General features: G+C 70.2%; 25 protein-coding genes and 1 pseudogene. 8 read left to right on the top strand and 18 right to left on the bottom strand.

Annotated features, from left to right (window positions below):
* Positions 1–13 precede the first annotated feature (13 nt).
* From nuoK to ON41_RS15045, 11 genes and pseudogenes are all read right to left on the bottom strand, one after another.
* Positions 14–313, bottom strand: a complete 300-nt coding sequence (gene nuoK / locus ON41_RS14995; protein WP_040748232.1) for an NADH-quinone oxidoreductase subunit NuoK — start codon at positions 311–313, stop codon at positions 14–16.
* A 15-nt stretch (positions 314–328) separates the two neighbouring features.
* Positions 329–1171, bottom strand: a complete 843-nt coding sequence (locus ON41_RS15000; protein WP_040748233.1) for an NADH-quinone oxidoreductase subunit J — start codon at positions 1169–1171, stop codon at positions 329–331.
* The gene (gene nuoH / locus ON41_RS40255; protein WP_083905370.1) at positions 1168–3006 is read right to left on the bottom strand and encodes an NADH-quinone oxidoreductase subunit NuoH; all 1839 of its coding nucleotides are present in this window, start codon (positions 3004–3006) and stop codon (positions 1168–1170) included. The genes ON41_RS15000 and nuoH overlap by 4 nt, the downstream gene beginning before the upstream one ends.
* Positions 3007–3013: 7 nt before the next feature.
* A pseudogene (locus tag ON41_RS15010) lies at positions 3014–5490 on the bottom strand (NADH-quinone oxidoreductase subunit G).
* Entirely contained in the window at positions 5487–6818 is a 1332-nt protein-coding gene (gene nuoF, locus ON41_RS15015; protein ID WP_040748234.1) for an NADH-quinone oxidoreductase subunit NuoF, read from the bottom strand. Before nuoF ends, ON41_RS15010 begins: the two are co-directional and overlap by 4 nt.
* The gene (nuoE, locus tag ON41_RS15020) at positions 6815–7531 is read right to left on the bottom strand and encodes an NADH-quinone oxidoreductase subunit NuoE (protein ID WP_040748235.1); all 717 of its coding nucleotides are present in this window, start codon (positions 7529–7531) and stop codon (positions 6815–6817) included. The genes nuoF and nuoE overlap by 4 nt, the downstream gene beginning before the upstream one ends.
* Positions 7528–8832 carry an NADH dehydrogenase (quinone) subunit D gene (nuoD, locus tag ON41_RS15025; RefSeq protein ID WP_040748236.1) on the bottom strand — a complete coding sequence of 435 codons (1305 nt, stop codon included), beginning with the start codon at positions 8830–8832 and terminating at the stop codon, positions 7528–7530. The genes nuoE and nuoD overlap by 4 nt, the downstream gene beginning before the upstream one ends.
* Positions 8832–9602 (bottom strand): NADH-quinone oxidoreductase subunit C, encoded by a 771-nt coding sequence (locus ON41_RS15030; RefSeq protein ID WP_083905366.1) that lies wholly within the window; start codon positions 9600–9602, stop codon positions 8832–8834. The genes nuoD and ON41_RS15030 overlap by 1 nt, the downstream gene beginning before the upstream one ends.
* The gene (locus ON41_RS15035) at positions 9599–10153 is read right to left on the bottom strand and encodes a NuoB/complex I 20 kDa subunit family protein (RefSeq protein ID WP_040748237.1); all 555 of its coding nucleotides are present in this window, start codon (positions 10151–10153) and stop codon (positions 9599–9601) included. Before ON41_RS15035 ends, ON41_RS15030 begins: the two co-directional genes overlap by 4 nt.
* A 36-nt stretch (positions 10154–10189) precedes the next feature.
* Positions 10190–10570, bottom strand: a complete 381-nt coding sequence (locus ON41_RS15040; protein ID WP_040748238.1) for an NADH-quinone oxidoreductase subunit A — start codon at positions 10568–10570, stop codon at positions 10190–10192.
* Between the two features lie 272 nt (positions 10571–10842).
* A complete protein-coding gene (locus ON41_RS15045; protein WP_051161509.1) occupies positions 10843–11754 on the bottom strand; it encodes a LysR family transcriptional regulator in 912 nt (303 codons plus the stop codon).
* 99 nt (positions 11755–11853) lie between these two features.
* Here ON41_RS15045 and ON41_RS15050 point away from each other — a divergent pair, with 99 nt between their 5' ends.
* Both ON41_RS15050 and ON41_RS15055 read left to right on the top strand, forming a co-directional pair.
* Positions 11854–13062: an MFS transporter gene (locus ON41_RS15050; protein WP_083905367.1), complete on the top strand. Its 1209-nt coding sequence runs from the start codon at positions 11854–11856 to the stop codon at positions 13060–13062.
* 68 nt (positions 13063–13130) lie between these two features.
* Complete coding sequence (locus tag ON41_RS15055) at positions 13131–14027, top strand: Vgb family protein (RefSeq protein WP_040748239.1); 897 nt, start codon at positions 13131–13133, stop codon at positions 14025–14027.
* Here the strand turns inward: ON41_RS15055 and ON41_RS15060 are convergent.
* Positions 14024–14443 carry an Rv3143 family two-component system response regulator gene (locus ON41_RS15060; RefSeq protein WP_040748240.1) on the bottom strand — a complete coding sequence of 140 codons (420 nt, stop codon included), beginning with the start codon at positions 14441–14443 and terminating at the stop codon, positions 14024–14026. The two genes, ON41_RS15055 and ON41_RS15060, sit on opposite strands and share 4 nt — an antisense overlap.
* Positions 14444–14615: 172 nt before the next feature.
* On the opposite strand from ON41_RS15060, the gene ON41_RS15065 reads away from it, so the two are divergent.
* The gene (locus ON41_RS15065; protein WP_040748241.1) at positions 14616–15044 is read left to right on the top strand and encodes a CBS domain-containing protein; all 429 of its coding nucleotides are present in this window, start codon (positions 14616–14618) and stop codon (positions 15042–15044) included.
* A 4-nt stretch (positions 15045–15048) separates the two neighbouring features.
* On the opposite strand, the gene ON41_RS15070 is transcribed toward ON41_RS15065, so the two are convergent.
* On the bottom strand, positions 15049–15402 hold the full coding sequence (locus ON41_RS15070) for a hypothetical protein (RefSeq protein ID WP_157185471.1): 354 nt from the start codon (positions 15400–15402) through the stop codon (positions 15049–15051).
* 470 nt (positions 15403–15872) lie between these two features.
* On the opposite strand from ON41_RS15070, the gene ON41_RS15075 reads away from it, so the two are divergent.
* From ON41_RS15075 to ON41_RS15090, 4 genes are all read left to right on the top strand, one after another.
* Complete coding sequence (locus tag ON41_RS15075) at positions 15873–16577, top strand: GAF and ANTAR domain-containing protein (protein WP_051161511.1); 705 nt, start codon at positions 15873–15875, stop codon at positions 16575–16577.
* A gap of 169 nt (positions 16578–16746) precedes the next feature.
* Entirely contained in the window at positions 16747–17448 is a 702-nt protein-coding gene (locus ON41_RS15080) for a GAF and ANTAR domain-containing protein (protein ID WP_040748243.1), read from the top strand.
* 111 nt (positions 17449–17559) lie between these two features.
* A complete protein-coding gene (locus ON41_RS15085; protein ID WP_246829532.1) occupies positions 17560–18207 on the top strand; it encodes a sigma-70 family RNA polymerase sigma factor in 648 nt (215 codons plus the stop codon).
* A gap of 441 nt (positions 18208–18648) precedes the next feature.
* Entirely contained in the window at positions 18649–19044 is a 396-nt protein-coding gene (locus ON41_RS15090; RefSeq protein WP_040748244.1) for a hypothetical protein, read from the top strand.
* On the opposite strand, the gene ON41_RS15095 is transcribed toward ON41_RS15090, so the two are convergent.
* Both ON41_RS15095 and ON41_RS15100 read right to left on the bottom strand, forming a co-directional pair.
* Positions 19016–20566, bottom strand: coding sequence for a sensor histidine kinase (locus ON41_RS15095; RefSeq protein ID WP_040748245.1), 1551 nt, complete (start codon positions 20564–20566; stop codon positions 19016–19018). The genes ON41_RS15090 and ON41_RS15095 overlap by 29 nt on opposite strands.
* On the bottom strand, positions 20559–21236 hold the full coding sequence (locus ON41_RS15100) for a response regulator (protein WP_040748246.1): 678 nt from the start codon (positions 21234–21236) through the stop codon (positions 20559–20561). The genes ON41_RS15095 and ON41_RS15100 overlap by 8 nt, the downstream gene beginning before the upstream one ends.
* A 117-nt stretch (positions 21237–21353) precedes the next feature.
* Between ON41_RS15100 and ON41_RS15105 the strand changes: the two genes are divergently transcribed.
* Complete coding sequence (locus tag ON41_RS15105; RefSeq protein ID WP_051161513.1) at positions 21354–21707, top strand: PepSY domain-containing protein; 354 nt, start codon at positions 21354–21356, stop codon at positions 21705–21707.
* 26 nt (positions 21708–21733) lie between these two features.
* Here the strand turns inward: ON41_RS15105 and ON41_RS15110 are convergent, their stop codons facing one another.
* From ON41_RS15110 to ON41_RS15120, 3 genes are all read right to left on the bottom strand, one after another.
* Positions 21734–22717 (bottom strand): aldo/keto reductase, encoded by a 984-nt coding sequence (locus ON41_RS15110; protein WP_040748247.1) that lies wholly within the window; start codon positions 22715–22717, stop codon positions 21734–21736.
* A 789-nt stretch (positions 22718–23506) separates the two neighbouring features.
* Positions 23507–23953: a MarR family winged helix-turn-helix transcriptional regulator gene (locus tag ON41_RS15115; protein WP_040748248.1), complete on the bottom strand. Its 447-nt coding sequence runs from the start codon at positions 23951–23953 to the stop codon at positions 23507–23509.
* On the bottom strand, positions 23950–25665 hold the full coding sequence (locus ON41_RS15120) for an MFS transporter (RefSeq protein ID WP_083905371.1): 1716 nt from the start codon (positions 25663–25665) through the stop codon (positions 23950–23952). Before ON41_RS15120 ends, ON41_RS15115 begins: the two co-directional genes overlap by 4 nt.
* Between the last annotated feature and the right edge of the window lie 239 nt (positions 25666–25904).

The following is a 25904-nucleotide window of genomic DNA, read 5'->3' on the forward strand; positions in this document are numbered from 1 at the left end:
CGTGGTACCCACGTCAGTACTTCAGGAGGTTGGCGTCGTCGACCGAGGTCGAGCGACGGGCGCGGAAGATGGTCATGATGATGGCCAGGCCGACGACGACCTCGGCCGCCGCGACCACCATCGTGAAGAACGCGTACACCTGGCCGTCCAGATTCGCGCGCTCCCGTGCGAAGGTGACGAAGGCCAGGTTGACCGCGTTCAGCATCAGTTCGATGCACATGAACACCACGATCGCGTTGCGCCGTACCAGCACACCGGCCGCGCCGATGGTGAACAGCAACGCGGACAGATACAGGTAGTTGTCCGGATTCACCGCAGAGCCTCTCTCTCAGCCGTGCGCAGGGTTGTCGTCGGAGCCGTTGTGGCCGTTCCCGTTCGGTGCGTCGGTCGTGCCGACGCCGATGGCGGCCGCCTCGGTGTGGGCGCGGTTGCGGCGGTGGCGCAGGATGGTGCTGACCGACAGCTCCTCGAACGAGCCGTCCGGCAGCCGGGCGGGCACGTCGACCGCGTTGTGCCGCGCGTACACGCCGGGCGTGGGCAGCGGGGTGACCCGATGTCCTTCGCGCACCCGGCGTTTGGACATCTCCTTCTGGTCGGTGCGCGGGCCGAACCGTTCGCGGTGCGCCAGGACCATCGCGCCGATGGTGGCGGTGATCAGCAGCGCGCCGGTCAGCTCGAACGCCCACACGTAGCGGATGAAGATCAGTTCGGCGAGCGCGGCGATGGTGTCGTCTCCGACCCCCGGAAAAGCACCGGGGGATGGGGGTGGGGCGGCGACCGAATCGTCGTGCACCCCACGGGCAATCGCGCCGATGAGCAGTGCACCGAACCCGATACCGACAGTGATCACCGCGACGCGGTGCCCGCGCAGCGTCTCCCGCAGCGATTCGGCGGAGTCGACGCCGACGAGCATCAGCACGAACAGGAACAGCATCATCACCGCGCCGGTGTAGACGACGATCTGCACCACGCCCAGGAATACGGCCTTCTGCGCGATGTAGAACACCGACAGCGTGATCATGGTGGCCGCCAGGCACAGTGCCGAGTGCACGGCCTTGCGGGCGCACACCATGCCCAGTGCGCCGCCGACCGCGACGACGGCGAGCACCCAGAACGTCACGGCCTCACCGGTCGAGGTCCGGGTCACCGCGTCGGTGGCGAGGTACATCATCGCGATCCTCCTTCCGCGCCCGTCACGGCGGGCTCCCGGGATTCGGCGGCGGCCGGAGGGATCGCGGGCATGCCCAGGTCGGTCCGGCGCAGTCCGGTGTCCTCGGGTGTTCCGGGGGCGGCGGGGACGTTGCCGAGGTAGTAGTCCTCTTCCGTCGCACCGGGATACGCCGGATGCGGGGCCGGTTCCATCCCGGCCCGCAGCGGCGCCAGCAGCTGGTCCTTCTCGTAGATGAGGCCGCCGCGGTTGTCGTCGGCGAGTTCGTACTCGTTGGTCATGGTGAGCGCGCGGGTCGGGCACGCCTCGATGCACAGGCCGCAGCCGATGCAGCGCAGGTAGTTGATCTGGTAGACCCGCCCGTACCGCTCGCCGGGGGAGAAGCGCTCGCCCTTGGCGTTGTCGGCGCCCTCGACGTAGATGGCGTCGGCGGGGCACGCCCACGCGCACAGTTCGCAGCCGATGCACTTCTCGAGGCCGTCGGGATGCCGGTTGAGCTGGTGGCGGCCGTGATAGCGCGGCGCGGTCGGGACCTTCTCCTCCGGATAGAACTCGGTGTTCTTCTCCTTGAACATGGTCGTGAAGGTGACGGCGAATCCGGCCAGCGGTTCGAGCAGCCCCGGTTTTGCGGCCTCCCGCGCGGGCCGCGGCGGCATGGGCGGTACCGGGAAGCCCGCATAGGGTTCGGGCACCGCGGGTTCCGCCTCGCCGGCGCGGTCGTCGCCCCGGTGCCCGGCGCGCAGCATGACGCCGAGCAGCGCCAGCGCCACCACGATCCCGCCGATCACCAGGCCCGCGGTCTCGATGTGAATGCCGTTGTCCTGCAGCACCTTCAGCGACGCCACGATCATGACCCACAGCAGCGACACCGGAATCAGCAGCTTCCAGCCGAGGTTCATGAACTGGTCGTAGCGCATCCGGGGCAGGGTGCCGCGCAGCCAGATGAAGACGAACAGGAAGATCCACACCTTGGCGGTGAACCACAGGACCGGCCACCAGCCGGAATTGGCGCCCGCCCACAGGCTCAGCGGGAACGGCGCGTGCCAGCCGCCGAAGAACAGCGTGGTGGCCAGCGCCGACACCGTGCCCATGTTGATGTATTCGGCCATCATGAACATGGCGAATTTCAGCGACGAGTATTCGGTGTGGAAGCCGCCGACGAGTTCGCCTTCGGCCTCGGGCAGGTCGAACGGCGCCCGGTTGGTCTCGCCGACCATCGAGACCGCGTAGATCAGGAACGACGGCAGCAGCAGGAAGACGTTCCAGGTGCCCCACTGGCTGTCGACGATGCCGGAGGTGGACATGGTGCCGGTCAGCAGGAAGACCGCGGCGAAGCAGGCCGCCATGGCGATCTCGTAGGAGATCACCTGGGCGGTCGAGCGGAGCCCGCCGAGCAGCGGATACGTCGATCCGGACGCCCAGCCGGCGAGCACGATCCCGTACACGCCGATCGAGGCCATCGCGAGGATGTAGAGCACGGCGACCGGCATATCGGTGAGTTGCAGCGGGGTGTGCGTCCCGAAGATCGACACCACGGGGCCGAGGGGGATCACGGCGAAGGCCATCACCGCGGGGATGAGCGCGATGATGGGCGCCATGATGTAGATCGGCTTGTCCACGATCGCCGGGATGATGTCCTCTTTCAGGAGCATCTTCGCGCCGTCGGCGAGCGATTGCAGCGAACCGCGCGGCCCGACCCGGTTGGGGCCGACGCGCATCTGCATCCACGCGACGACCTTGCGCTCGATGAGCACGGCCAGCAGCGGGATCAGCAGCAGGTAGACGAAGATGCCGACGGATTTGAGCAGTACCAGCCACCAGGGGTCGTGGCCGAACATCACGAGATCACTCACGGTGGTCCTCCCGTCGGATGCGCACGAGGTGGCCGGGGGTGGCGGCGAGCCGGTCGTGCACCACCGACCCGGGCGAGTTGAGCGGCAGCCACACGACCCGGTCGGGCATCTCGGTGATCACCAGGGGCAGCGTGATGTGCCCGTGGTCGGTGCTCACCCGCACCGGATCGCCTGTGGTGGCGCCGATTTCGGCCGCGGTGTCGTGGGACATCCGGACCGCGGGCGTGCGCGCGGTGCCGGCCAGGTTGGGTTCGCCGTCCTGCATGCGGCCGAGGTCGAGCAGCATGCGCCAGCCGGCGAGGACGGCGCTGCCGGGCCCGGGCTGGGGTGCGGGGTGCGGCGGTTCGTCGGGGGTGGGCGCCGGCGCGCCGTCCCACACGCCGAGATCGGCGAGTTCGGCGCGGGCGGTGGTGATGTCGGGCAGGCCGAGCGGGATGCCCATCTCGTCGGCGATCGCGTGCAGGACGCGGTGGTCGGCGAGCGGCGCGGCCGCGCGGCGGACGGTGGGGTCGTCCAGTGCCGCCGCGAACTGCCGGGTGCGGCCCTCCCAGGTGAGGAAGGTGCCCGCCTTCTCCATAGTGGAGGCGACCGGGAAGACGACGTCGGCGCGGTCGGTGACGTCACTGTGACGCAGTTCCAGGCTGACCACGAAGCGGGCGGCGTCCAGGGCGTCGCGGGCGGCCTGCGGATCGGGCAGGTCGCCGAGTTCGACGCCGCCGACGACCAGCGCGCCCAGATGCGCTGCGGCGGCGAGGATCTCGCCGGTGTCGCGGCCCGGATCGGCCGGCAGGTCGTCGGCGTTCCAGGCGGTGCGCACCTGCTGGCGGGCCCGCGGATCGGCGACGGGACGCCCGCCGGGCAGCAGGCCCGGGAGCGCGCCCGCCTCGATCGCGCCGCGTTCACCGGCGCGGCGGGGGACCCAGGCCAGCGCGGCGCCGGTGCTGTCGGCCAGGCGCACCGCGGCCGACAGCGCGCCGGGGCAGGGCCGCGAGCCGTTCCCCCGGCGAGCACGACCGCGCCCGGCTCGCGCAGCAGCCGCGCGAGGACCGACACCTCGTCGTCGGACTCGGTACCCGGAACAGCCTGTGGCACCGCGAGAGTGGCGATCGCGTCGAGGACGTGTGCCTCGCGTCCCGGAGCGGCGGGAAGCAGGGTGCCCGACATGCGTTCGAGACCGCGGGAGGCGTAGGCCGCGAGGGAGTACACCCGCAGTCCGTGTGTGCGGGCGGCCTTGCGCAGCCGCAGGTAGACGATCGGCGATTCCTCTTCGGGTTCGAATCCGGCGAGGACCACGACCGGCGCCTTGTCCAGGGCGGCGTAGTCGACGGTCGTGCCCTGCCCCGCGACGCGGGCGGCCAGGAATCCGGCCTCCTCGGCCGAGTGGGGGCGGGCGCGGAAGTCGATATCGTTGGTGCCCAATGCCGTTCGCGCGAATTTGGCGTAGGCGTAGGCGTCCTCCACGGTGGCGCGCCCGCCGACGAGGACGCCCGCGTTGCCGCGCGCGGCGGCGAGGCCCTCGGCGGCCCGGGCCAGCGCCTCGGACCAGGAGGCGGGGGCGAGGGTGCCGTTCCAGTCCCGGACCAGCGGCGTGGTGAGCCGGTCGCGTTCGGTGGCGTAGGTGAACGCCCACCGGCCCTTGTCGCAGTTCCATTCCTCGTTGACCTGGGGGTCGTCACCGGCCAGGCGCCGCAGCACCTTTCCGCGGCGGTGGTCGGTGCGCTGGGCGCAGCCCGAGGCGCAGTGCTCGCAGACGGCCGGGCTGGAGACCAGGTCGAAGGGGCGGGCGCGGAACCGGTAGGCGGTGCCGGTGAGGGCGCCGACGGGGCAGATCTGCACGGTGTTGCCGGAGAAGTAGGAGTCCATGGGCTCGCCGTCGGCGATGCCGACCTGTTCCAGCGCGCCGCGATCCATCAGCTCGATGAACGGGTCGCCCGCGATCTGCTGGGAGAACCGGGTGCAGCGCGCGCAGAGCACGCACCGCTCGCGGTCCAGCAGCACCGCCGAGGACAGCGGAAGCGGTTTGGGGTAGGTGCGTTTCACGCCCTCGAAGCGGGATTCGGCCCGGCCGCTGGACATCGCCTGGTTCTGGAGCGGGCATTCACCGCCCTTGTCGCACACCGGGCAGTCGAGCGGATGGTTGATCAGCAGCAGTTCCATCACGCCCTCCTGCGCCTTCTCGGCGGCGGGGGAGGTGAGTTGCGTGCTGACCACCATGCCCTCGGCGACGGCCATGGTGCAGGAGGCGACCGGCTTGCGCTGGCCCTCCACCTCGACCAGGCACTGGCGGCAGGCGCCGACCGGATCGAGCAGCGGATGGTCGCAGAACCGCGGGATCTGGATGCCGACGAGTTCGGCCGCGCGGATCAGCAGGGTCCCCGCCGGGACGCTGACGGTGGTGCCGTCGATGGTGACGCTCACCAGATCCTGGGGCACCACATCGCTGTTGTTGCTCGAGACGGTCGCGGTCATCGCATGCCTCCTGTTGTTCCCGCCGTCTCCGCCCATGCCGTGCTGCGGGCGGGATCGAACGGGCAGCCGCCCGATCGCAGATGCTCCTCGTACTCCGCGCGGAAGTACTTCACCGACGACACGATCGGGCTGGCCGCGCCGTCGCCGAGGGCGCAGAACGACTTTCCGTTGATGTTGTCGGCGATATCGAGCAGTTTGTCGAGGTCGGCCGTGGCGCCCTGACCGGCCTCGAGCCGCGCCAGCAGCTGGACCAGCCAGTAGGTGCCCTCGCGGCACGGGGTGCACTTACCGCAGGACTCGTGGGCGTAGAACTCGGTCCAGCGCAGTACCGCGCGCACGACGCAGGTGGTGTCGTCGAAGATCTGTAATGCCTTGGTGCCCAGCATGGATCCGGCGGCGGCGACGTTCTCGTAGTCGAGCGGGACGTCGAGGTGCTCGTCGGTGAACAGCGGGGTCGACGAGCCGCCCGGCGTCCAGAACTTGAGGCTGTGCCCGGCGCGGACGCCGCCGGCGTGGCCGAGCAGTTCGCGCAGCGTGACGCCGAGCGGGGCCTCGTACTGGCCGGGCCGGGTGACGTGCCCGGACAGCGAGTACAGCGTGAAGCCGGGCGATTTCTCGCTGCCCATGGACCGGAACCATTCGGTGCCGTTGACCAGGATCGGCGGGACGCTGGCGATCGACTCCACGTTGTTGACCACGGTCGGGCACGCGTACAGGCCCGCCACGGCGGGGAACGGCGGGCGCAGCCGGGGCTGACCGCGGCGGCCCTCGAGCGAATCCAGCAGCGCGGTCTCCTCGCCGCAGATGTAGGCGCCCGCCCCGGCGTGCACGATCAGTTCGAGGTCGTAGCCGGAGCCGAGGATGTCGTGGCCGAGGTAGCCGGCGTCGTAGGCCTCCTGCACGGCCGCGCGCAGGCGCCGCAGCACGGGCAGCACCTCGCCGCGCACGTAGATGAACGCGTGCGAGGCCCGGATGGCGTAGGCCGCGATGATCACGCCCTCGACGAGGACGTGCGGGGTGGCCAGCATGAGCGGAATGTCCTTGCAGGTGCCCGGTTCCGACTCGTCGGCGTTGACCACGAGGTAGTGCGGTGTGGTGGTGCCGTCGGGGCCGGGACCCTGGGGGATGAAGCCCCATTTCATGCCGGTCGGGAAGCCGGCGCCGCCGCGGCCGCGCAGGCCCGCGTCCTTGACGGTGGCGATGACCTCGTCGGGCTGCATGCGCAGCGCCTCGGCGAGGCCTCGGTAGCCGTCGTGCCGCCGGTAGGTGTCCAGGGTCCAGGACCGCGGCTCGTCCCAGTACCGCGTGAGGACGGGTGCGAGAGTCACTGTCCACCGTCCGGATTCTCTTGCCGCGCGGTCTCTTCCGAGGTTCCGCGGGCGACGCGGAGCCCGGCGAGGGTGGCGGCGCCGGGTGTGCCGTCGTTGGCGCCGGGCCGGTCGTCGGCGAATCCGGCGAGCAGGCGGGCGGTTTCGCGGAAGGTGCACAGCGGCGCCCCGCTGCGGCTGCCGGTGAGTTGCTCGCCGCCGCGCAGCGCGTCCACGAGGGCGCGGGCGGATTGCGGGGTCTGGTTGTCGAAGAACTCCCAGTTGACCATCACCACCGGCGCGTAGTCGCAGGCGGCGTTGCATTCGATGTGCTCGAGGGTGACCGCGCCGTCGGAGGTGGTGTCGCCGTGCTCGATTCCCAGGTGCCGCTTCAGGTCCGCGAAGATCTCGTCGCCGCCCATGACCGCGCACAGGGTGTTGGTGCACACGCCGACGTGATATTCGCCGGTGGGTGTGCGCCGGTACATCGAGTAGAAGGTCGCGACGGCGGTCACCTCGGCGTTGGTGAGGCCGAGCTGTTCGGCGCAGAACTCGATCCCGGTGCCGGAGACGTAACTCTCGACGCTCTGCACGAGGTGCAGCAGCGGCAGCAGGGCCGAGCGCGGCTGCGGGTAGCAGTCGATGATCTGCTTGGCGTCCACCTCGAGCCGGTCGTGCACCTCCTTCGGGTACGGGATCGGCCGGGTGCTGAGTTGCAGCAGGATCTCGGTCATCGGTCGACACCACCCATCACGGGGTCGATGCTGGCGACCGACGCGATGACGTCGGCGACCATGCCGCCCTCGCACATCGCCGCCACCGCTTGCAGATTGGTGAACGAGGGGTCGCGGTAGTGCACCCGGAACGGCCGGGTGCCGCCGTCGGAGACCATGTGCACCCCGAGTTCGCCGCGCGGCGACTCCACCGCCGTGTACACCTGGCCCGCCGGCACCCGCATACCCTCGGTGACGAGTTTGAAGTGGTGGATCAGCGCCTCCATCGAGGTGCCCATGATCTTGCCGATGTGTTCGGGGGAGTTGCCGAGGCCGTCGGGGCCGAGCTTCAGGTCCGCGGGCCAGGCGATCTTCTTGTCGTCCACCATGACCGGGCCCGGCCGTAGCTTGTCGAGGCATTGTTCGACGATTTTCACCGACTCCTTCATCTCCTCGACGCGGATGAGATAGCGGCCGTAGCAGTCGCAGCCGGTATCCGTCTTGACCTCGAACTCGTAGTTCTCGTAGCCGCAGTAGGGCTGGGACTTGCGCAGATCGTGCGGCAGGCCGGTGGAGCGCAGCACCGGGCCGGTGATGCCGAGCGCCATGCACCCGGCCAGATCCAGGTAGCCGACGCCGCGGGTGCGGGCCTTCCAGATGGGGTTCTCGTTGAGCAGCAACTCCATGTCGCGCAGCCGTTTCGGCAGCAGGTCGAGCAGTTCGCGGACCTTGGCCACGCCGTTGTCGGGCAGGTCCTGCGAGACGCCGCCGGGCCGGATGTAGGCGTGGTTCATGCGCAGGCCGGTGATGGTCTCGAAGACGTCGAGGATCAGCTCGCGCTCGCGGAAGCCGAACAGCATCGGCGTCAGCGCGCCCAGTTCCATCCCGCCGGTGGCCAGCGCCACCAGATGCGAGGAGATGCGGTTGAGTTCCATGAGCAGCACGCGGATCACGCTGGCGCGCTCGGGAATATCGTCGGTGATGTCGAGCAGCTTCTCCACGCTCAGGCAGTAGGCGGTCTCGTTGAAGAACGGCGAGAGGTAGTCCATCCGGGTGACGAAGGTGACGCCCTGCACCCAGTTGCGGAATTCGAGATTCTTCTCGATCCCGGTGTGCAGATAGCCGATGCCGCAACGGGCCTCGGTGACGGTCTCGCCCTCGATCTCGAGGATCAGGCGCAGCACGCCGTGGGTGGAGGGGTGCTGCGGGCCCATGTTGACGACGATGCGCTCCTCGGCGGCCTCGCCGAGAGATTCGCGCACGTCGTCCCAGTCCTGGCCCGCGACCGTGATGACGCGCTCGGGGGTGTCGATGTCGTTCATCAGCTGTACGCCCTCCGCTGGTCGGGCGCCGGGATGCGAGCGCCCTTGTACTCGACCGGGATTCCGCCGAGCGGGTAGTCCTTGCGCTGGGGGTGCCCGCGCCAGTCGTCGGGCATCGTGATCCTGGTCAGCGAGGGATGGCCGTCGAACAGGATGCCGAAGAAGTCGTAGGTCTCGCGCTCGTGCCAGTCCGTGGTCGGATACACCGAATACAGCGAGGGGATGTGCGGATCGGCGTCGGGCGCGGACACTTCGAGCCGCAGCCGCCGATTGTGGGTGATCGACATGAGCGGGTACACCGCGTGCAGTTCGCGGCCGGCGTCGTCGGGGTAGTGCACGCCGCTGACGCCGAGGCACAGTTCGAAGCGCAGCGCGGCGTCGTCGCGCAGCGCCCGGGCGACCCGGGGCAGGTACTCGCGCCGCACGTGCAGGGTGAGTTCGCCGCGGAACACCACGATCTTCTCGATCGACTCGCCGAATCCGTTGTCCGGCAACGCGTCCTGGAGGGTGGCGACGATCTCGTCGAAGTAACCGCCGTAGGGGGCCGGGGTGCTGCCCGGCAGGCTCACCGTGCGGGTGAGGCGGCCGTAGCCGGAGGTGTCGCCGGTGCCGCGGACGCCGAACATGCCCTGGCGCACGCCGATCACCTCGTCGGCGGGGGCGGCGCGCTGATCCTCCTCGGCGCGCTGGGCCTCGTCGTGTCCTGTCGTGTCGCCGTCCATGGTGGCCTCCGGCGGGTCCTCGGTGCTTCTGGGTGAATCGAATGTCATCGCAACAGTCCCGTCATCTGGATGGTCGGGGTCGCGGCGAGCGCGGCCTGTTCGGCGGCGCGCACGGCCTCCTCGCGATTCACCCCGAGCGGCATCTCCTGGATCTTGTCGTGCAGGGTGAGGATCGCGTTGAGCAGCATCTCCGGGCGCGGCGGGCAGCCGGGCAGGTAGATGTCCACGGGCACCACGTGATCCACGCCCTGCACGATGGCGTAGTTGTTGAACATGCCGCCGGAGGAGGCGCAGACGCCCATCGCGAGCACCCATTTGGGCTCGGTCATCTGGTCGTAGACCTGGCGCAGCACCGGGGCCATCTTCTGGCTCACCCGGCCGGCGACGATCATCAGGTCGGCTTGGCGCGGCGAGGCCCGGAAGACCTCCATGCCGAAGCGGGCGCTGTCGAAACGCCCGCCGCCGGTGGCCATCATCTCGATCGCGCAGCACGCCAGGCCGAATGTCGCGGGCCACAGCGAGCCCTTGCGCATGAATCCGGCGAACTGTTCGACCGTGCTCAGCAGGAATCCGCTGGGCAGCTTCTCTTCGAGACCCATGGGGACTGGCTCACTTTCCTGTATCGGGCGCCGGAATCAGTCCCAGCTCAGTCCGCCGCGCCGCCACTCGTAGGCGTAGGCGACGGAGACGTTGAAGATGAACAGCGCCATCGCGGCGAGACCGAAGACGCCGAGGGCGTCGAAGTGGACGGCCCACGGGTAGAGGAACACGATCTCGATGTCGAAGATGATGAACAGCATCGCGGTGAGGTAGTACTTCACCGGGAAGCGTTGTCCCGCAGCGTTACCCGGGCCGCCGGCGACGGCATGCGGCGTCGGTTCGATACCGCATTCGTAGGCCTCGAGTTTGGCCCGATTGTGGCGCTTGGGGCCGACGACGGCCGCCAGCAGAACGGATCCCACCGCGAACGCGGCGGCGACCGCGCCCAGCACAAGGGTCGGCACCTCGGTATTCACAACGCACTACCCCTTCCCTTGCGGACACAGCCGGCAATTGCCGAGGCGGGCTGACGTCGTCGTCTGCCGGGCCAGTCGCACCCCAGGGCACGCTCAGCGGGGGTGCGAGTGATGATGCTGATCCGGACAAATGGGACTCATATCAACGCTCGCACTGGTGTGAGCTAGGGCACAGCCTACAACCGATCTTTCTTAATGCAGGCCGTTTGTGGGCGGTGTTTGATCGAATTCGGAACTGGCACTTATGACTGAAACGGCGCAATCGCCGGCCGTCACAGGACAGGGCGCAGCGCGGATTCCGGCGTGCCGGACGTCTGCGCCAGGGCACGCGCGAAGGCGTGCACGCGGCCGCTGTCGCGATCACGATGCCAGATCAGGGTGACATGACTGTCCGGAATGCCGCGCACCGGAACGGAGGTCACGTCCGGGCGCCGATGGTAGGCGGCGGTGGTGTCGCACAGCAGCAGGCCGCCGTGCCCGGCGGCCACCGCGGCGATGGCCTCCTGGGTGGTGGACACCGCGGGCCCGGCCGGGATCGCGCGGCCGTCGGGCGTGCGGCGCGGCGCGTGCACCTCGCGCCAGTATCGCGGTGCGGTGTCGGCGATTCCGACGAGCGGGCAGCCGGCCAGGTCGGCGGCGTCGAGCACGTCGCGGGTGGCGAGCGGATGCCGCACGGGCAGCACGAGCACCTGGGTGCGGCCCGGCAGGACGGGGCCGACGACGAGGTCGGGCTCGGCGACCGGCAGCAGCGCCAGGGCGGCGTCGACCTCCTGGCGGCGGACCGGGCCGAACGGGTCGGCGTACGGGATCTCGACCAGTTCCACCGTGCCGCCGGGATGCCGCGCGCGGAAGGCGGTGACGGCGGCCAGGATCCGTTCGTCCGCACTGCCCTGGAAGCCGACGCGCAGCACTCCGCGCACGCCCTGCGCACTGGCACAGGCTGAATCGAGGGTGGCGCGCAGGCGGTCGTAGGCGGTGCGCAGTTCGGGGAACAGCTCCTGCCCGAGCGGCGTCAGGCGCACGCGGCGGCTGGTGCGGTCCACCAGCCGCCCGCCGATGCGGTGCTCGAGCGACCGCAGCAGCTGCGACACCCGGCTCTGCGATACGTACAGCCGGGCCCCGGCGCGGCCGAAGTGCAGTTCCTCGGCCACGGCGAGGAAGGCTTCCAGCTCCCGCAGGTCCATACCGCTCCCGCATCCTTCCCGTCGATCCATGAGTTCCACTAATAGAAGGATGAGACCTTCGCCGTTGTTCCGGCCGGTCGCCGCGGGTTGGCTGGTGTTATGACGGAGATCGGGACACTCGGTGCGGAATCCGCACCGCCACAACACCTTCCGGCGCGTGGCCGGCTCGCGGCCGGGGCCGTGGCCGTGGGCACGTTCACGGTGGTGACCTCGGAGATGCTGCCGGTCGGCCTGCTCACCCCGCTGGGCGCCGCACTGGGCGTCTCCGAGGGGCTGGCCGGGCTGGCCCTGACGGTCACCGGACTGCTGGCGGTGACCGCCCCGGTGCTGATGGCGGCGCTGGGGCGGGTGGACCGGCGACGGCTGCTGCCGGTGCTGATGCTGGTCGTCGCGGTGGGCAATCTGCTGTGCGCGGTGGCGCCGAGTTTCGCGGTACTGGTGGCGGGGCGGGTCCTGGTCGGGGCCGGGATGGGCGGGGTGTGGGCGATCTCGGGCAGCCTGGCGGTGCGGCTGGTGCCGCCGCGGTCGGTGGGGACGGCGACTTCGGTGATCTTCAGCGGTATCGCGATCGCTTCCGTACTGGGCGTTCCGGCCGGGACCTACCTGGGCGCGCTGGCCGGTTGGCGGTCGGCCTTCGGCGCGGCGGCCGGGCTGGCGGTGCTGGTCGCGGTGGCACTCGCGGCGATCCTGCCCCCGCTGCCACCGGAGCGCGGCGTCGCGTTGTCGGATCTGCCGCGCCTGCTGGCGAATCCGCGGCTACGGACCGGAATGATCGTGGTGGCGTTGCTCGTCGGCGGCCACTTCGCGGCCTACACCTACCTCCGGCCGGTGCTCGAGCAGCGGGTTCATGCGAGTGCGGGCACGGTCAGCGCCCTGTTGCTCGGGTACGGAATCGCCGGTGTGGCGGGAACTTTCATCCTCGGCACGATTGCAGCCCGTGCACCCCGGCGGGCCGTGGTCGCGGTGTGCGCCGGGCTGGCGGCCGCGGTGGGCGTGCTGGCCCTCGTCGGAGGTTCGCCCCTGGCCGCATGCCTGCTGCTGGTCGCGTGGGGGCTGTCCTACGGTGGCGTCTCGGTCAGTACTCAGACCTGGACGTCGGCCGCCGCGCCCGGTGCTCGCGAGGCGGCCTCGGCGATCCTGGTCGCGGTCTTCAATGCCGCCATCGCCTCGGGCGCGCTGTTCGGTGGGCGCGCGGTCGACGGGTACGGCCCGACCGCGGCCCTCTGGCTGGGGACCGGGCTCGTAGTCCTGGCGGGATTCGCCGCCGCGGTGGGCAGTGCGCCGCACAGCAACCATCCCGACCAGTGAGGCCAGTGCCTGGAGAAGGCATAATCGCTGGGCCGTTGCTCCGCAGCAGCGGTCGGAAAGGACTTGGTGTGTCACGCGATTCGGTCGAGGTCGTCGAAGAGTATCCGGTGTGTGGCGCCGACGAAGGCCCGTACTCGATTGCCACGGGACCCGATGGCGCGCTGTGGTTCACGCTGGTTCACAGTGGCCGGATCGGGCGGCTGGTCCCCGGCGGGCAGCCCACGTTCTACCAGCTCGATCCGGAGTGCGGTCCGACGATTCTCACCGCCGGTCCCGATGAGGCGCTGTGGTTCACCGAACACCGGGCGCATCGCATCGGCCGGGTGGGCAGGGACGGATCAGCGGCGAGTTTCGCGCTGCCCACCGCGGAGTGCGGGCCGTTCGGCATCGCGGCAGGCTCCGATGGCGCGTTGTGGTTCACCGAGACCGACGCCGGGCGGATCGGGCGGATCACTCCGCAGGGGGAGGTGACGGAGTTCCCGCTGCCGGATCCGGGAGCGTATCCCGCCGCGATCACCGACGGCGCCGACGGCGCACTGTGGTTCACCCTCAACGCCGGTAACGCGATCGGCCGTCTCTCCGTGGACGCGGATATCTCGCTCTACCCGCTGCCCACCGAGGCCGCGGGCCCGGTCGGCATCACCGCCGGTCCGGACGGGGCCGTCTGGTTCGTCGAGATCGGCGCCGGGCAGATCGGCCGCATCGATACCGGCGGCGTGATCACCGAATTCCCGCTGCCCGACCGCCGCGCCCGGCCACATGCGGTCACCGCCGGAAACGACGGCGCGCTCTGGTTCACCGAGTGGGGCGCCAACCGCCTCGGTCGCATCACCGTCGACGGTGTCGTCACCGGGTACGAGCTGCCGACCGCGGAGTCGGAACCGCACGGCCTCACTGTGGGACCGGACGGTGCGGTGTGGGCGGCGCTGGAGATCGGCGCGCTCGCCCGCCTCGTGATCGGCTAGGCCGCAGAGCGGTTGTGCAGGAGGGTGGTGACGGCCTCGGTGAGCTGGAAGGGGTCGATCGGGTGGGAGATCGAGCCGTCGGCGCGGGACCAGTTGGCGAGCCAGGCGTCGTCGGGGCGGCCGGTGATCACCAGGATGGGCGGGCAGGTGTCGAGTTCGTCGCGCAGTTGCTTGGCGACGCCGAGACCGCCGGTGGGGGCCGATTCGCCGTCGAGGATCGCCAGGTCGATACCGCCGGCGTCCATCTGCTCGACGACCACGGGCGCGGTGGCGACCTCGAGGTATTCGAACGGCGGCAGGTCGGGGCGGGGCTGCTTGCCCAGCGCCGTCATCACCTGGCTGCGGGTGTCGGATTCACTCGAGTACACGAGAACCCGCACCACGGCGGGACGGTTCGCTTCGGCCACGTTCCGCATGCTACGTCCGCGGGGGCCCTCGCCGCGGCAGGTTCGGCGACAGCGGTGGGTCGCCCGGTGTGGGACATGACCGTGCGGTTGATCGTCCCGCGCGGAATCTTTGCTGGTCACGGCGGAGGAAACGCGAGATCCTGGTAGACGACCGAGGGCAAGGGACGGCGGTGGATATCCGATGCGAATTTCCGAGATCCTGCGCAGGAAGGGCGCCGAGGTGGTGACGATCGCCCCGGACGCGGCGGTCCGCGAGCTGCTGGGGGTGCTGGCCGAGCGCAATGTGGGCGCGGTGGTGGTGTCGGCGGACGGTCTGGCGCTCGACGGCATCGTCTCCGAGCGGGACGTCGTGCGGCGGTTGCACACCGAGGGCGCGGCGCTGCTCGACCAGCCGGTCGCCGCGATCATGACCGCGGTGGTGCACACCTGCTCACCCGACGACCGGGTGGAGAGCCTGCGGACGACGATGACCGAGCACCGCATCCGGCATCTGCCCGTGCTGCGGGCGGGCCGGATGGTCGGCATCGTGAGCATCGGTGACGTGGTGAAGAGCGCCATCTCCGAATTGCAGACCGAGCGCGAGCACCTCGAGCAGTATCTGCTCGGCTGAGCGGTTACAGCCTGCGCCGGTAGAAGTTCCAGTCGCGGGCGCGGTAGCGCGCGCGTTGCGGCGGCAGCCCGAACAGGTCCTCGATCCTGATGACGGGCTCGTCCTCGGCGCGGTCCGGATCCCTCGGCGCCGGGCGGGCGGTATCGGCCCCGGTGCGCGCCGCGGCCGTGTGGACCGCGGTGGTGGCGTCCGAGCACAGCAGCGCGAGCCGCGCTCGATCCTCGCCGGTGTACGCGCCGACGCCGAATTCGCGGATCAGTCGCTCGAGCCGCGTGGCCAGTGCGTCGGCCTGCGCGGCGGTGTCACAGGCGCCCGCGGTGGTGATCACGTCATGTAAACGCGCTGCAAGAGTTGGCATCCGGGTATCCCCTCCCCAGCCGTCGGCCCCGAATAAAGGATAGCGGCACCGAACGACGGGAGGCGAACACGCGGCGGAGCCTCAGGCCAGGCCCCAGGCCTGCAGCAGGTACGTGACATTGGCGGCCAGCGAGGTCACGGTGTTGGCCAGGTTGAGCGCGGACGAACCGAGGTCGATGATCGGCATGGAAAACTCTCCGTTCTGGGAATATCAGCGAATTCACGGTAGGTCGCGCGGCAATCGACCGGCAAACCTCACTGGAGGAGCGGTCGGCTGCGCCATCCGGCCGCCCGGCCGTCCGGTCGCGGTCCGCCGCAACCGGTTTCGTTTATCGCGCCGAACCGCGGGCAATCACTTCCGGAAGGAAATGATGGCGCATCTCACGGTTCGGCGGCACTGTGGCCGGGATCACCGACGGCCGACGGTCCGGCGCGCGCCGGGGCGGCGTGGGTGATCGTGAGGGGACTGGCGTGCCACGGTTCGAGTACCTGACCGAGCGATTCCTGACGGCGGCGCGGGCCGGCGGGGGCGGCGTCGCCGGGGCGTGCGCGGCGTCGGTGCGGGTGCTGCCGGTGCAGCGGGCCGCGATCGTCATCGACGAGCACCACGCGGGGATGCAGCCGTGGTGGAGCAGCGACGAGGTGGCCGCGGGCGTCGAATCGGTGCAGGCGACCGTCGGCGAGGGCCCGGCGGTGGAGGCGGCGGCGACGGGCGAGCCGGTCGGGGTGGCCGATCTGGCGGGCGGCTGCGAACGCTGGCCGGGATTCGCCGAAGCGCTGGCGTGGACCGGTATTTCGGGCGCGATGATCGCGATGCCGTTGCGGCTGGGCGAGATCCGGTTCGGCGCCCTGGACCTCTATCGCGACATCCCGGGCCGCCTCGACGCGCGGATGATGTCGGCGGGCCTGCACGTGGCGGATCTGATCACCACGCAGCTGGTGGTGGCGCGGGCGGCGGGACTGCCGGGCGGCGCGCCCGCCGACGCGCCGTGGCTCGAGCAGCCGCTGTCGAGCCGCGCCATCCATCAGGCGGCGGGCATGGTGGTGGCGCAGGCGGGCGTGCGGGTGCCCGACGCCTACGCGCGGTTGCGCGCCTACGCGTTCGGGCACGCGCTGTCGCTGTCGGAGGTGGCCGCGGCGGTGGTGGCGCGGCGCGTCCGCTTCGACCGCGACTGACGGGCGATCGCGCCGCGACCGTCACCGGCGCCGCAACCCCGCGAATTATCCACGGAATACGGGTAATTCGCCGACCGGCGGGGTCGTACCATCGATAGGTCCGGCTGACGCGAGATCCGACCGACCTGGCGGGCACCACCGGTGTCCCGGCCGCGGGGGTGATGCAGGGATGTCTGACGGCGACACGCTGGTACCGGCGCTGGCGCGATTGGTGCTGCGCTTACCCGCCGCTCCCGACCGGTCGGACGCTTTGTCGGAGCTGATCCACACCGCCACCGATGTGCTGCCGGTGTCCGGCGCCGCGGTGACACTGCTCGAGGACGACCGCTACGAGGTCGCGGGCGCGGTGCCCGAGGAGTTGGCCGAGGTCGAGGTGGTGCAGCAGGTCGCCGCGCGCGGCCCGCTCGTGGACGCGCTGCGCGGCGGGGAGCCCGTCGCCGTGACCGACGCGCGCCGCTGCGGCGACCGCTGGCCCGAATACAGCAGCGCCGCCGCACATTACGGCGTGCCGGCGGTGGCGGCGATGCCGCTGCGACTCGGCGAGGCCCGGCTGGGTGTGCTGAGCCTGTACGCGGCCGCGCCGCACGACTGGACGCCGCAGGATCTGTCGCTGGGGGCCCTGCTGGCCGGTCTGACCGCGGGGCATCTGCTGACCGCGGACCGGTTGCGCCGCCAGCAGCGGCTGACCGACCAGCTACAGCACGCGCTCAGCGCGCGGATCCTCGTGGAACAGGCCAAGGGGGTCATCGCGGGTGCCCGCCACATCGCGCCCGAGGCGGCCTACGAGCTGATCCGCGCGCACGCGCGCCGCAACCGGGTGCGCGTGCACGAGGTGGCGCGCGCCATCGTCGAACTGGGGCTGCGGCTGTGAGGCGCGCACCGGTAGACTGAATCTCCGGATCCCCAATCCCTTGCCCCCGGAGGGGATCTCACTCCGGCATACGTCCTTGAACCCGACGGTCGGCTCCGACACCTTCTCTCCGTGGGGGCACTCGTGGCCGTTCTCCTTCCCGCCCGTCCCGCCCGGCGGTCTCCGATCACGCATCCGCCGGAATCCTGTTCCGCGCGAGCGGCCGCCGCCGACCTCGACGCCGAACTCGTCCGCCGCGTGGGTCACGGCGACCGGGAGGCATTCGCGCAGCTCTACCAGCGGACCCGGCCCATGGTGTTCCGGCGGGTGCTGGCCGTCGTCCGCGATCCGGGCTACGCCGAGGAGACCTGCCAGGACGTCTACATCCAGGTGTGGCGCAGCGCCGCGGGATTCGACCAGCGGCGCGGTTCGGCGGCGACCTGGCTGCGGACGCTCGCGCACCGGCAGGCGGTGGACCGGGTCCGCCACGAACGCGCCTGTTCCGATCACGATCACGCCTGGGGCGTCAACGACTACCGGCCGCCGATCGATTCGGTGGTGGAGGAGGCGCTGCGCAGGCTCGAATTGCGGTGTGTGCGAGACGGTCTCGAATCGCTGACCCCGTTGCAGCGGGAGGCGCTGGTGCTCGCCTACTACGCGGGTTTCAGCTATCCGCAGGTGGCCGCGCGGCTGGGCGTGCAGGTGTCGACGGTGAAATCGCGGATCCGCGCCGCGCTGGCCCGGATGGAAACGGTACTGTCGGAAATTACGGTCCGATAGCCGGCGCGATGGCCGGGATATCGGATTTTCATCATGTTGTAACAGCGAAAACCACTGCCGGACGGAATTTTCCGGCGCACAATTTCGGGGAGTGGATCCTCCGGTCCCGGCAGCTCGCGGTCGACAGCACCGCTGATCGGGTGGGGTCCGGGACGTGCTACGGCCCTCGGACCTCACCGCCCGGCGACCACCGTTCCCTATTCGCAATCGCGGTATCGCGAATAGCTCTCGACGGCGGTGTGGCGCCGAATTTCCGGACATCGACCGGAATCGGCCGCATATCGATCGAATTCCGGCGGCGCCGGCCGAAATCTATCGTGCGCACGGCGACGGGGTGTCGTATCCGCCCCCGCGCGCGACGGCGGCGGGCCGGGCGTACTACTGTGCGTGGCGCAGCTCGAGGGCCGGGCGAGGCCGGTCCGTGGATGTAGAGGAAAATGTATGCGCCGCATCGCGGTATCCGTCGTCACTGTGGCCGTCGCACTCGCGTGCGGGGCGTGCGGATCGTCCGGGGACGGGCAGAGCACAGCCGAGTCGAAGCCGACCTCCGCCGCGCCCGGCGGTTCGGGATCGGCGGGGCCCGCGGCCGCCTCCTGCGACAAGCAGACCTGGCCGCAGCCGCTACCGGACTTCCGCGGTAAGCCGCTGGCCGAGACCGTGGTGGGACCGGGCCTGTGCTTCGCGATCGGCTCGATCACCGCCACCGACGGGCGGGACGTGATGAACGACATGGCCAGTCACACCACCGCGTGGACGATCTCCGAGCAGACTCCCGCGGCGGGTACGCAGGTCACCGCCGACACCCCGGTCACGCTGACGGTGGCTGCGGCGCAGTAGGTCCGGCCGCCGGCAGCGAGACCACGAAGCGGGCGCCGCCGGCGTCGCCGTCCTCGACCCGGATCAGCCCGTCGTGGCGGTGCACGACGTCGCGCACGATGGCGAGACCGAGTCCGGCGCCGCCCTCGTCGCGGCTGCGGGCGTCGTCGAGCCGGACGAAGCGGCCGAAGATCCGCTCCCGGTCGTCGGGCGGGACGCCGGGCCCGTCGTCGGACACCGCCAGCACGACCGTGTCCCCGTCGCGGGCGACCGTCACGCGCACGGCAGCCGCGGCGTGGCGCTGGGCGTTGTCGAGGAGGTTGGTGAGCACGCGCCCGAGCTGGGTGCGGCTGCCGGCGACGACGGCGGGCTCCGGCGCCGTATCGATCACTACCGGGTGCCGGTCGTGGGCGCGGTGTTCGAGTTCGTCGCGGACCAGATCCGTGAGGTCGACCGGTTCGCGCCGGGGTTGTTCGCCCGCGTCGAGCCGCGCGAGCAGCAGCAGATCGGCGGCGACGTGTTCGATCCGGACGGTGTCGGCGACGAGGCCGTCCATATCGAGCAGGTGCGGGTGGGCCTGGGCCACCTCCAGTTGCGTGCGCAGGCTGGCGATCGGGCTGCGCAGCTCGTGGGCGGCGTCGGCGACGAACCGGCGCTGGCGTTCGGCGGATTCGTCGAGCGCGGCGAGCGTGGCGTTGGTGGTCGTGGCCAGGCGGGCGATCTCGTCGCGGGAATTCGGTACGGGCACACGGCGAGTCAGGTCGCCGTCCATGATCTCGACCAGTTCCGTGCGGATCGCCTCCACGGGCCGCAGGGCGCGGCGGGTGACCAGCCAGGCGACGGCGGCGACCAGTGCGAGCACCAGGGGCAGGCCGAGCAGCATGGCGTTGCGGGCCCCGGCGACGGCCTTGTCGGCGGTGGCGAGGGAGGCGCCGGCGTAGATGGTGACGGGCTGCCCGGACGCGGCGGCGGTGAGCGCGGCGACGCGGAACTGGTGACTTCCGGTGTCGTCGTGGGCGACCGGCAGTTGGAGATCGCGGAACTGGAGCGGGGTGGACGCCGAGGCCACGGTGACCGCGGGGACGGTGTCCTTCGCGTCGTCGTCCGAGTCCTGGCCGTCCTTGTCGTCCTTGTCGTCGTCCTCGGACTCGTCGTCGTCCTCCTTCGACGCGTCCTCGTCGTGATCGTCGTCGTCCTCGGCGTCCTGCTCGTGCGGAGACGCGAAGTCGGTCATGGGTGTGCCGCGCAGGTCGTCGTCGGCGGCCAGGACGCGTCCGTCGGCCGAGATCACCTGCACCGGTTGGGTATCCGCGTCGGGCAGTTTGAGATCCGCCGGGGCGGTACCGCGGGTGAGCTGGGCTTCGACGCTGCGCGCGGTCATCTCGGCCTGCAGCCCGGCGCTGTTGACCAGGTTGTGCCGCAGCACCGCCAGGACGACCGCCCCGGCGAGCACGAGCCCGATCGCGACCACCGCGGCCGCCGCGGCGGCCGTGCGCGACCGGACGGAACCGAACAGCCGCGGGAGGCGGCGTAAGTCAGCCACGGTCGGCCACCAGCCGGTAGCCCGCGCCGCGCACGGTGGTGATGGACCGCCGCCCGAACGGGGCGTCGATCTTGCGGCGCAGCGTGCTGATGTACACCTCGACGATGTTCGGATCGCCGTCGTAGGCGAAATCCCAGACGTGGTCGAGGATGTCGGCCTTGGAGACGATCTCCCCGGCGCGCACCGCGAGCTGTTCGAGGACGGCGAACTCCTTCGCCGTCAGGGGCACCTCCTCGGGCCCGCGCCGGCAGGTCTGGGTGTTCGGGTCCAGGCTCAGATCACCGACGCTGAGGGTCGGTGCGCCGCCGCGGGTGCGCCGGCGCAGCAGGGCGCGGATGCGGGCCAGCAGCACCACGTACGAGAACGGTTTGCGGAGATAGTCGTCGGCGCCGGTGTCCAGGCCCTCCGCCTCGTCGTATTCGCCGTCCTTGGCGGTCAGCATCAGCACCGGGGTCTCGTGTCCCGCGGCGCGCAGGGCGGCGCACACCTGGTAGCCGTTCATCCCCGGCAGCATGATGTCGAGGATCACGAGGTCGTAGTCGCCGGTGGTGGCCAGGTGCAGGCCGTCGGGCCCGTCGTGCGCGAGGTCCACGGCGAAACCCTCTGCCGCCAAACCCTTTGCGAGGGTCTCGGCCAGGCGCGTCTCATCCTCGACGATCAGCAAACGCATGGGCACAGCCTGACAGATACTTCCTGAAGGGAGTTTCAGGTGGGTTCAGGGTGTCTTCAGCCACGCGGTGCGACGGTGGCCCCCACATTCGAGATCACCGGCACAGGAGGAACTTTCATGACACTCGTCGCACGTCGGATTCTGGGCGGTCTGCGGTGGATGCTGGTCGGCGCGGTCGCGGTCGCGCTGATCGGCGGGGGCCTCGTGCTGGCCTCCTTCGGCTCGCCGGGCCGCGCCCACGCCGGCCACTCCCTGACCCAGGTCGCGAAGACCACGATCACGAAGGACCAGGCCACCGCCAAGGCCCTGGAGGCGGTGCCGGGCGCGACCGTCCTGTCCGCCGAACTCGACACCGACGCGGGCGTGACGACGTGGGAGGTCGACGTCCGCGGCACCGACGGCGTCGAGTCGGAGGTGCGGATCGACGCCGAGTCCGGGGCAGTGGTCGGCACCGATCGCGAGGGTGTCTGATTGCCGAGGCTCCGCCGCAGGGACGCCTATTTCCCTGCGGCGCGGGCCATTTCCTCGGGGTAGCGGGCTCCGGCGACGGCCTCGGCGGGTGCCGCGGCCTCGATGCGGGCCAGGTCCTCGGGGGAGAGGTCGAGGTCGGCGGCGGCGACGTTCTGCTCGAGGTAGGTGCGGCGTTTGGTGCCGGGGATCGGGACGACGTCCGCGCCGCGGCTCTGGACCCAGGCGAGGGCCAATTGCCCTGCGGTGACGCCCTTCTCGTCGGCGATGCGGCGCAGTTCCGCGACGATGGCGAGGTTGCGGTCGAAGTTCCCGTCGGCGAAGCGCGGCAGGCGGCGGCGCATATCGTCGGCCGGGAGGTCGGCGGTGGAGGTGACGGAGCCGGTGAGGAAGCCGCGGCCCAGCGGCGAGAACGGCACGATGCCGATGCCCAGCTCGCGGCAGGTCGGCACCACCTCGGCCTCGATCTCGCGGGTCCACAGCGACCATTCGCTCTGCAGCGCGCTCACCGGGTGCACCGCGTGCGCGCGGCGGATGGTCGCCGGCGCGGCCTCGGAGATGCCGAGGTAGCGCACCTTGCCGGCGGTGACGAGGTCCGACAGCGCGCCCCAGGTCTCCTCGATCGGGACGTTCGGGTCGACGCGGTGCTGGTAGTAGAGGTCGATGTGGTCCACGCCCAGCCGCGCCAGCGATTCGTCGCAGCACTGCCGCACGTAGGCGGCGTCGCCGCGGGCGCCGACCGCGCCGCCCTCGCCCCAGACGATGCCGAACTTGGTGGCCAGCACCACCCGGTCGCGGCGGTCGGCGACGGCGCGGCCGACGAGGCGTTCGTTGGTCTCGGGACCGTAGACGTCGGAGGTGTCGAGCATCGTGACGCCCAGATCCAGCGCGCGGTGAATGGTGGCGATCGACTCGTCGTCGTTGTCGCGCACGCCGTAGGCCTGGCTCATGCCCATGCAGCCGAGGCCCTGTGCGCCCACGGTCAGCTCGCCGAGTTTCCTGGTCGCGATCATGCGGGGGAGTCCTCCTGGGGGGTAACGCCGGGTACGAGGTGAGCGGGCGCCCACGTCTACCGACGCTACGACCTGGAGCGAACTCGAAGTCAAGCGCCTCCGGGTGATCGCGCGTGTTCGCCGGCGCGCCGGAGTCGCCGCCGCGATTTCGCCCCGGAAACACTCATTCATTTTTTTCGGGCGCGTTCGGTTACGGTTCCGCGAATGTAAACACCCGGGGATTTACCGCGGCTCACACCGGAGGCCGGGAAAAACAACCGGCGGGTGTGTTCTTACGGATGTACACGACCATTGATCCCGCGAGCGCACGTGCCGATGAATTTGCATACGTGCGCAAGCGGACTCGTACCGGGCGTGGTGAATCCGACCTTCCGGCGTGTTTTTGGCCGGAATCGCAACGGATTCCGGCCAAAAGCAGGCCGGAAGTGGTACTACACCGCGCCCCGGGGTGGGCGGCGGCGGTCGGTGGAATCCTGCATTACGGTCTGCCACCAGGACGTAAGCGGACTGGGTTCGGGCCATACGACAGCGTCATCGGGGGCCTCGTCGTCCTCGCCGGAAGCAGGGGTCGGGGTGTTCGAGCGGACAGTCATCATTACGGTTCTCCTCCGGAAACAGTGCCGAGCTCCGAAAGCCGCACTGTGACAGGGGTTTACCGGGAGCTCGAACTCCGGCCCACCACTTTGTGAGCAACCCAGATCTTTGTCAGCAGAAGTAATCTTGTTCTATCAGATTTTGCAATGTTGCGCAGCCACAATGGGATCCACGACTCTGCGATTGTGACCCGTCTTACTCGTCGAGCAGGTCGACGAGTTTGGTCATCGCGGTGGCGAGTACCGCGCGCTCGCCGGGTTCCAGGTCGTCCAGTGCCGCCGCGAAGCGTTGAATGCGGGCCGAGGTGAGCCCGTTGACCAGCGCGCGAGCCGGTTCTGTCGCCGACAGCAGCTGTGCGCGCCCGTCGACCGGGTCCGCGGTGCGCTCGATATGTCCGACTTTTTCCAGGCCCGAGACGATCCGGGACATGGTGGGCGCGGTGACGCGCTCGGCGGCGGCGAGATCGCCCAGCCGCATCGGGCCGACGCGCACCAGCGTCGCGAGTGCCGCGGCGGATCCGGGGCTGAGCGATCCGAGATCGCCGGAGCGGCGCAGCAGCCGGGTGATCCGGCCCAGGGCCAGATACAGGTCGGCCGCCTCGGCGAGCTGTTCGGCGCTGCGCGTGCGCTCCTGCTGGATCATCCCGTCTTCGCTCCTACGCGGCTCGCTGTCGTGTCGGCATTGTCCGTTTCAGTATTCCCTGTGCCAGAAAGTATGCCCTCCCGGGCGGCCTCGGCCAGTTCCTCGTTCTCGTCGGCGGGTTTCCCGCCGCCGGCGAACCAGGACGCGATGGCGCCGACGAACATCATCAGCGCCGCGCCGAGGAACACAACCACGAGCCCGGAGTGGAAGGGGCCGGAGATGAGGTTCGGGAAGAACTCCTGGCCGGTGAGCACGTCGGCGTGCACGCCGGGCTTGTCCAGTGCGCCGGTGGGTCCGAGGAGTTCCTTGAACGGGTTGTAGCCCAGGAAGGTGGCGAACAGGCTGCCCACGGGTGGCATATCGGCGACCTGGCCCGCGACGTCCGCGGAGACGCCTTGTCCGCGCAGCCCGGAGTCCATGGCGCCGGGCAGGGTGCCGGAGAGCCCGACGATCATCAGCGAGAAGAAGATGCCGATCGACAGCGCCATGCCGCCGTTCATCAGGGTGGCGCGCATCCCGGAGGCGACGCCGCGCTGCGAGGCCGGCACCGCCGACATGACCTCGGCGGTGTTGGGGGAGGCGAACATGCCCGAGCCCAGGCCGTTGAACAGGATGATCAGCGCGAACACCCAGTAGTCGAAATCGACCGGGATCACCACCAGCAGCACGAAGGTGACCGCGACCACGAGCAGGCCGCCCGCGGCGAACGGCCGGGCGCCGTAGCGGTCCGACAGCCAGCCCGAAACCGGTCCTGCCGCAAGGAATCCCACGGTCAGGGGGAGCATGTAGATGCCCGCCCACAGCGGGGTGGACTCGTAGTCGAAGCCGTGCAGCGGCAGCCAGATGCCCTGCAGCCAGATGATGAGCATGAACTGCAGGCCGCCGCGGCCGACCGACGACATCAGGCTGGCGAAGTTGCCGAGCGCGAAGGTGCGGTTGCGCAGCAGCGACATGCGGAACATGGGCTGGCGGACCTTGGTCTCGATGTAGCAGAACAGCGCCAGCAGCGCGACGCCGCCGACGACGGCCCCGAGGACCCACGGGTTGGTCCAGCCGGTCTTGGAGCTGCCGTGCGGCTGGATGCCGTAGGTGATGCCGGTCAGCAGCGCGGTCAGGCCGAGCGCGAAGGTCAGCGTGCCGGGCAGGTCGATCGAGCCGGGGGTGCGCACGCCGTTGTCGTGCAGCGACCGGTAGGACCAGACGGTGCCGATGATGCCGAACGGCACGCTCACCCAGAACACGGCCTTCCAGTCCCATTCGGCGAGCAGGCCGCCGATCAGCAGGCCGAGGAACGAGCCGGCGACCGCCGCGACCTGGTTGATGCCCAGTGCCACGCCGCGCTGGCGGGCGGGGAAGGCGTCGGTGAGGATCGCCGAGGAGTTGGCCATCAGCATGGCGCCGCCGACACCCTGGACGACGCGCCACACGATCAGCCACATCGCGCCGCCGCCCAGGTCGAACGGGTCGAACGACAGGGCGATCGCCGAGAGGCTGAACACCACGAAGCCCAGGTTGTAGATGCGTACCCGGCCGAACATGTCGCCGAGGCGCCCGAACATCACGACCAGCACCGCGGAGGTGAGCAGGAAGCCCATGATCAGCCACAGCAGGTAGCTGACGTTGCCGGGCGACAGCGGGTCGAGGTGGATGCCGCGGAAGATCGCGGGCAGCGAGATGATCACGATCGAGGAGTTGATGGTGACCATCAACATGCCCAGCGTGGTGTTGGACAGCGCCACCCACTTGTAGTGCGGGTGGTCGTGGTCGACGCGGAGCCGGCGGCGGATGGTCTGGACGTCACCGACGTCGACGCCGCCGGTGGGTTGAGCGGAAGCCAAGGGTGTCCTTCCCGAAGACAGACGGACGGAACTTCCCCTCACGATAGTTGTCTTGCACTAACTAAATAAATGGGTGGGGGTGATGGAATGTGTCACACCGCCGCGTAGGTTGG

Origin of the sequence: Nocardia transvalensis NBRC 15921 (assembly GCF_000308875.1) — a bacterium.
Lineage (GTDB): Bacteria > Actinomycetota > Actinomycetes > Mycobacteriales > Mycobacteriaceae > Nocardia > Nocardia transvalensis.

Bases quoted from the DNA above. Each gene is read 5' to 3' on its own strand.
- ON41_RS15070 (WP_157185471.1), bottom strand. From the start codon at position 15,402: ATGCCAACTCTTGCAGCGCGTTTACATGACGTGATCACCACCGCGGGC.
- nuoE (WP_040748235.1), bottom strand. From the start codon at position 7,531: ATGACCGAGATCCTGCTGCAACTCAGCACCCGGCCGATCCCGTACCCG.
- ON41_RS15000 (WP_040748233.1), bottom strand. From the start codon at position 1,171: ATGATGTACCTCGCCACCGACGCGGTGACCCGGACCTCGACCGGTGAG.
- ON41_RS15120 (WP_083905371.1), bottom strand. From the start codon at position 25,665: ATGTTGATGGTCACCATCAACTCCTCGATCGTGATCATCTCGCTGCCC.
- ON41_RS15060 (WP_040748240.1), bottom strand. From the start codon at position 14,443: ATGCGGAACGTGGCCGAAGCGAACCGTCCCGCCGTGGTGCGGGTTCTC.
- ON41_RS15050 (WP_083905367.1), top strand. From the start codon at position 11,854: ATGACGGAGATCGGGACACTCGGTGCGGAATCCGCACCGCCACAACAC.
- ON41_RS15030 (WP_083905366.1), bottom strand. From the start codon at position 9,602: ATGACATTCGATTCACCCAGAAGCACCGAGGACCCGCCGGAGGCCACC.
- ON41_RS15065 (WP_040748241.1), top strand. From the start codon at position 14,616: ATGCGAATTTCCGAGATCCTGCGCAGGAAGGGCGCCGAGGTGGTGACG.
- nuoH (WP_083905370.1), bottom strand. From the start codon at position 3,006: ATGTTCGGCCACGACCCCTGGTGGCTGGTACTGCTCAAATCCGTCGGC.
- ON41_RS15045 (WP_051161509.1), bottom strand. From the start codon at position 11,754: ATGGACCTGCGGGAGCTGGAAGCCTTCCTCGCCGTGGCCGAGGAACTG.
- ON41_RS15115 (WP_040748248.1), bottom strand. From the start codon at position 23,953: ATGATCCAGCAGGAGCGCACGCGCAGCGCCGAACAGCTCGCCGAGGCG.
- ON41_RS15100 (WP_040748246.1), bottom strand. From the start codon at position 21,236: ATGCGTTTGCTGATCGTCGAGGATGAGACGCGCCTGGCCGAGACCCTC.
- ON41_RS15035 (WP_040748237.1), bottom strand. From the start codon at position 10,153: ATGGGTCTCGAAGAGAAGCTGCCCAGCGGATTCCTGCTGAGCACGGTC.
- ON41_RS15105 (WP_051161513.1), top strand. From the start codon at position 21,354: ATGACACTCGTCGCACGTCGGATTCTGGGCGGTCTGCGGTGGATGCTG.
- ON41_RS15080 (WP_040748243.1), top strand. From the start codon at position 16,747: ATGTCTGACGGCGACACGCTGGTACCGGCGCTGGCGCGATTGGTGCTG.
- ON41_RS15090 (WP_040748244.1), top strand. From the start codon at position 18,649: ATGCGCCGCATCGCGGTATCCGTCGTCACTGTGGCCGTCGCACTCGCG.
- ON41_RS15110 (WP_040748247.1), bottom strand. From the start codon at position 22,717: ATGATCGCGACCAGGAAACTCGGCGAGCTGACCGTGGGCGCACAGGGC.
- nuoD (WP_040748236.1), bottom strand. From the start codon at position 8,832: ATGAACGACATCGACACCCCCGAGCGCGTCATCACGGTCGCGGGCCAG.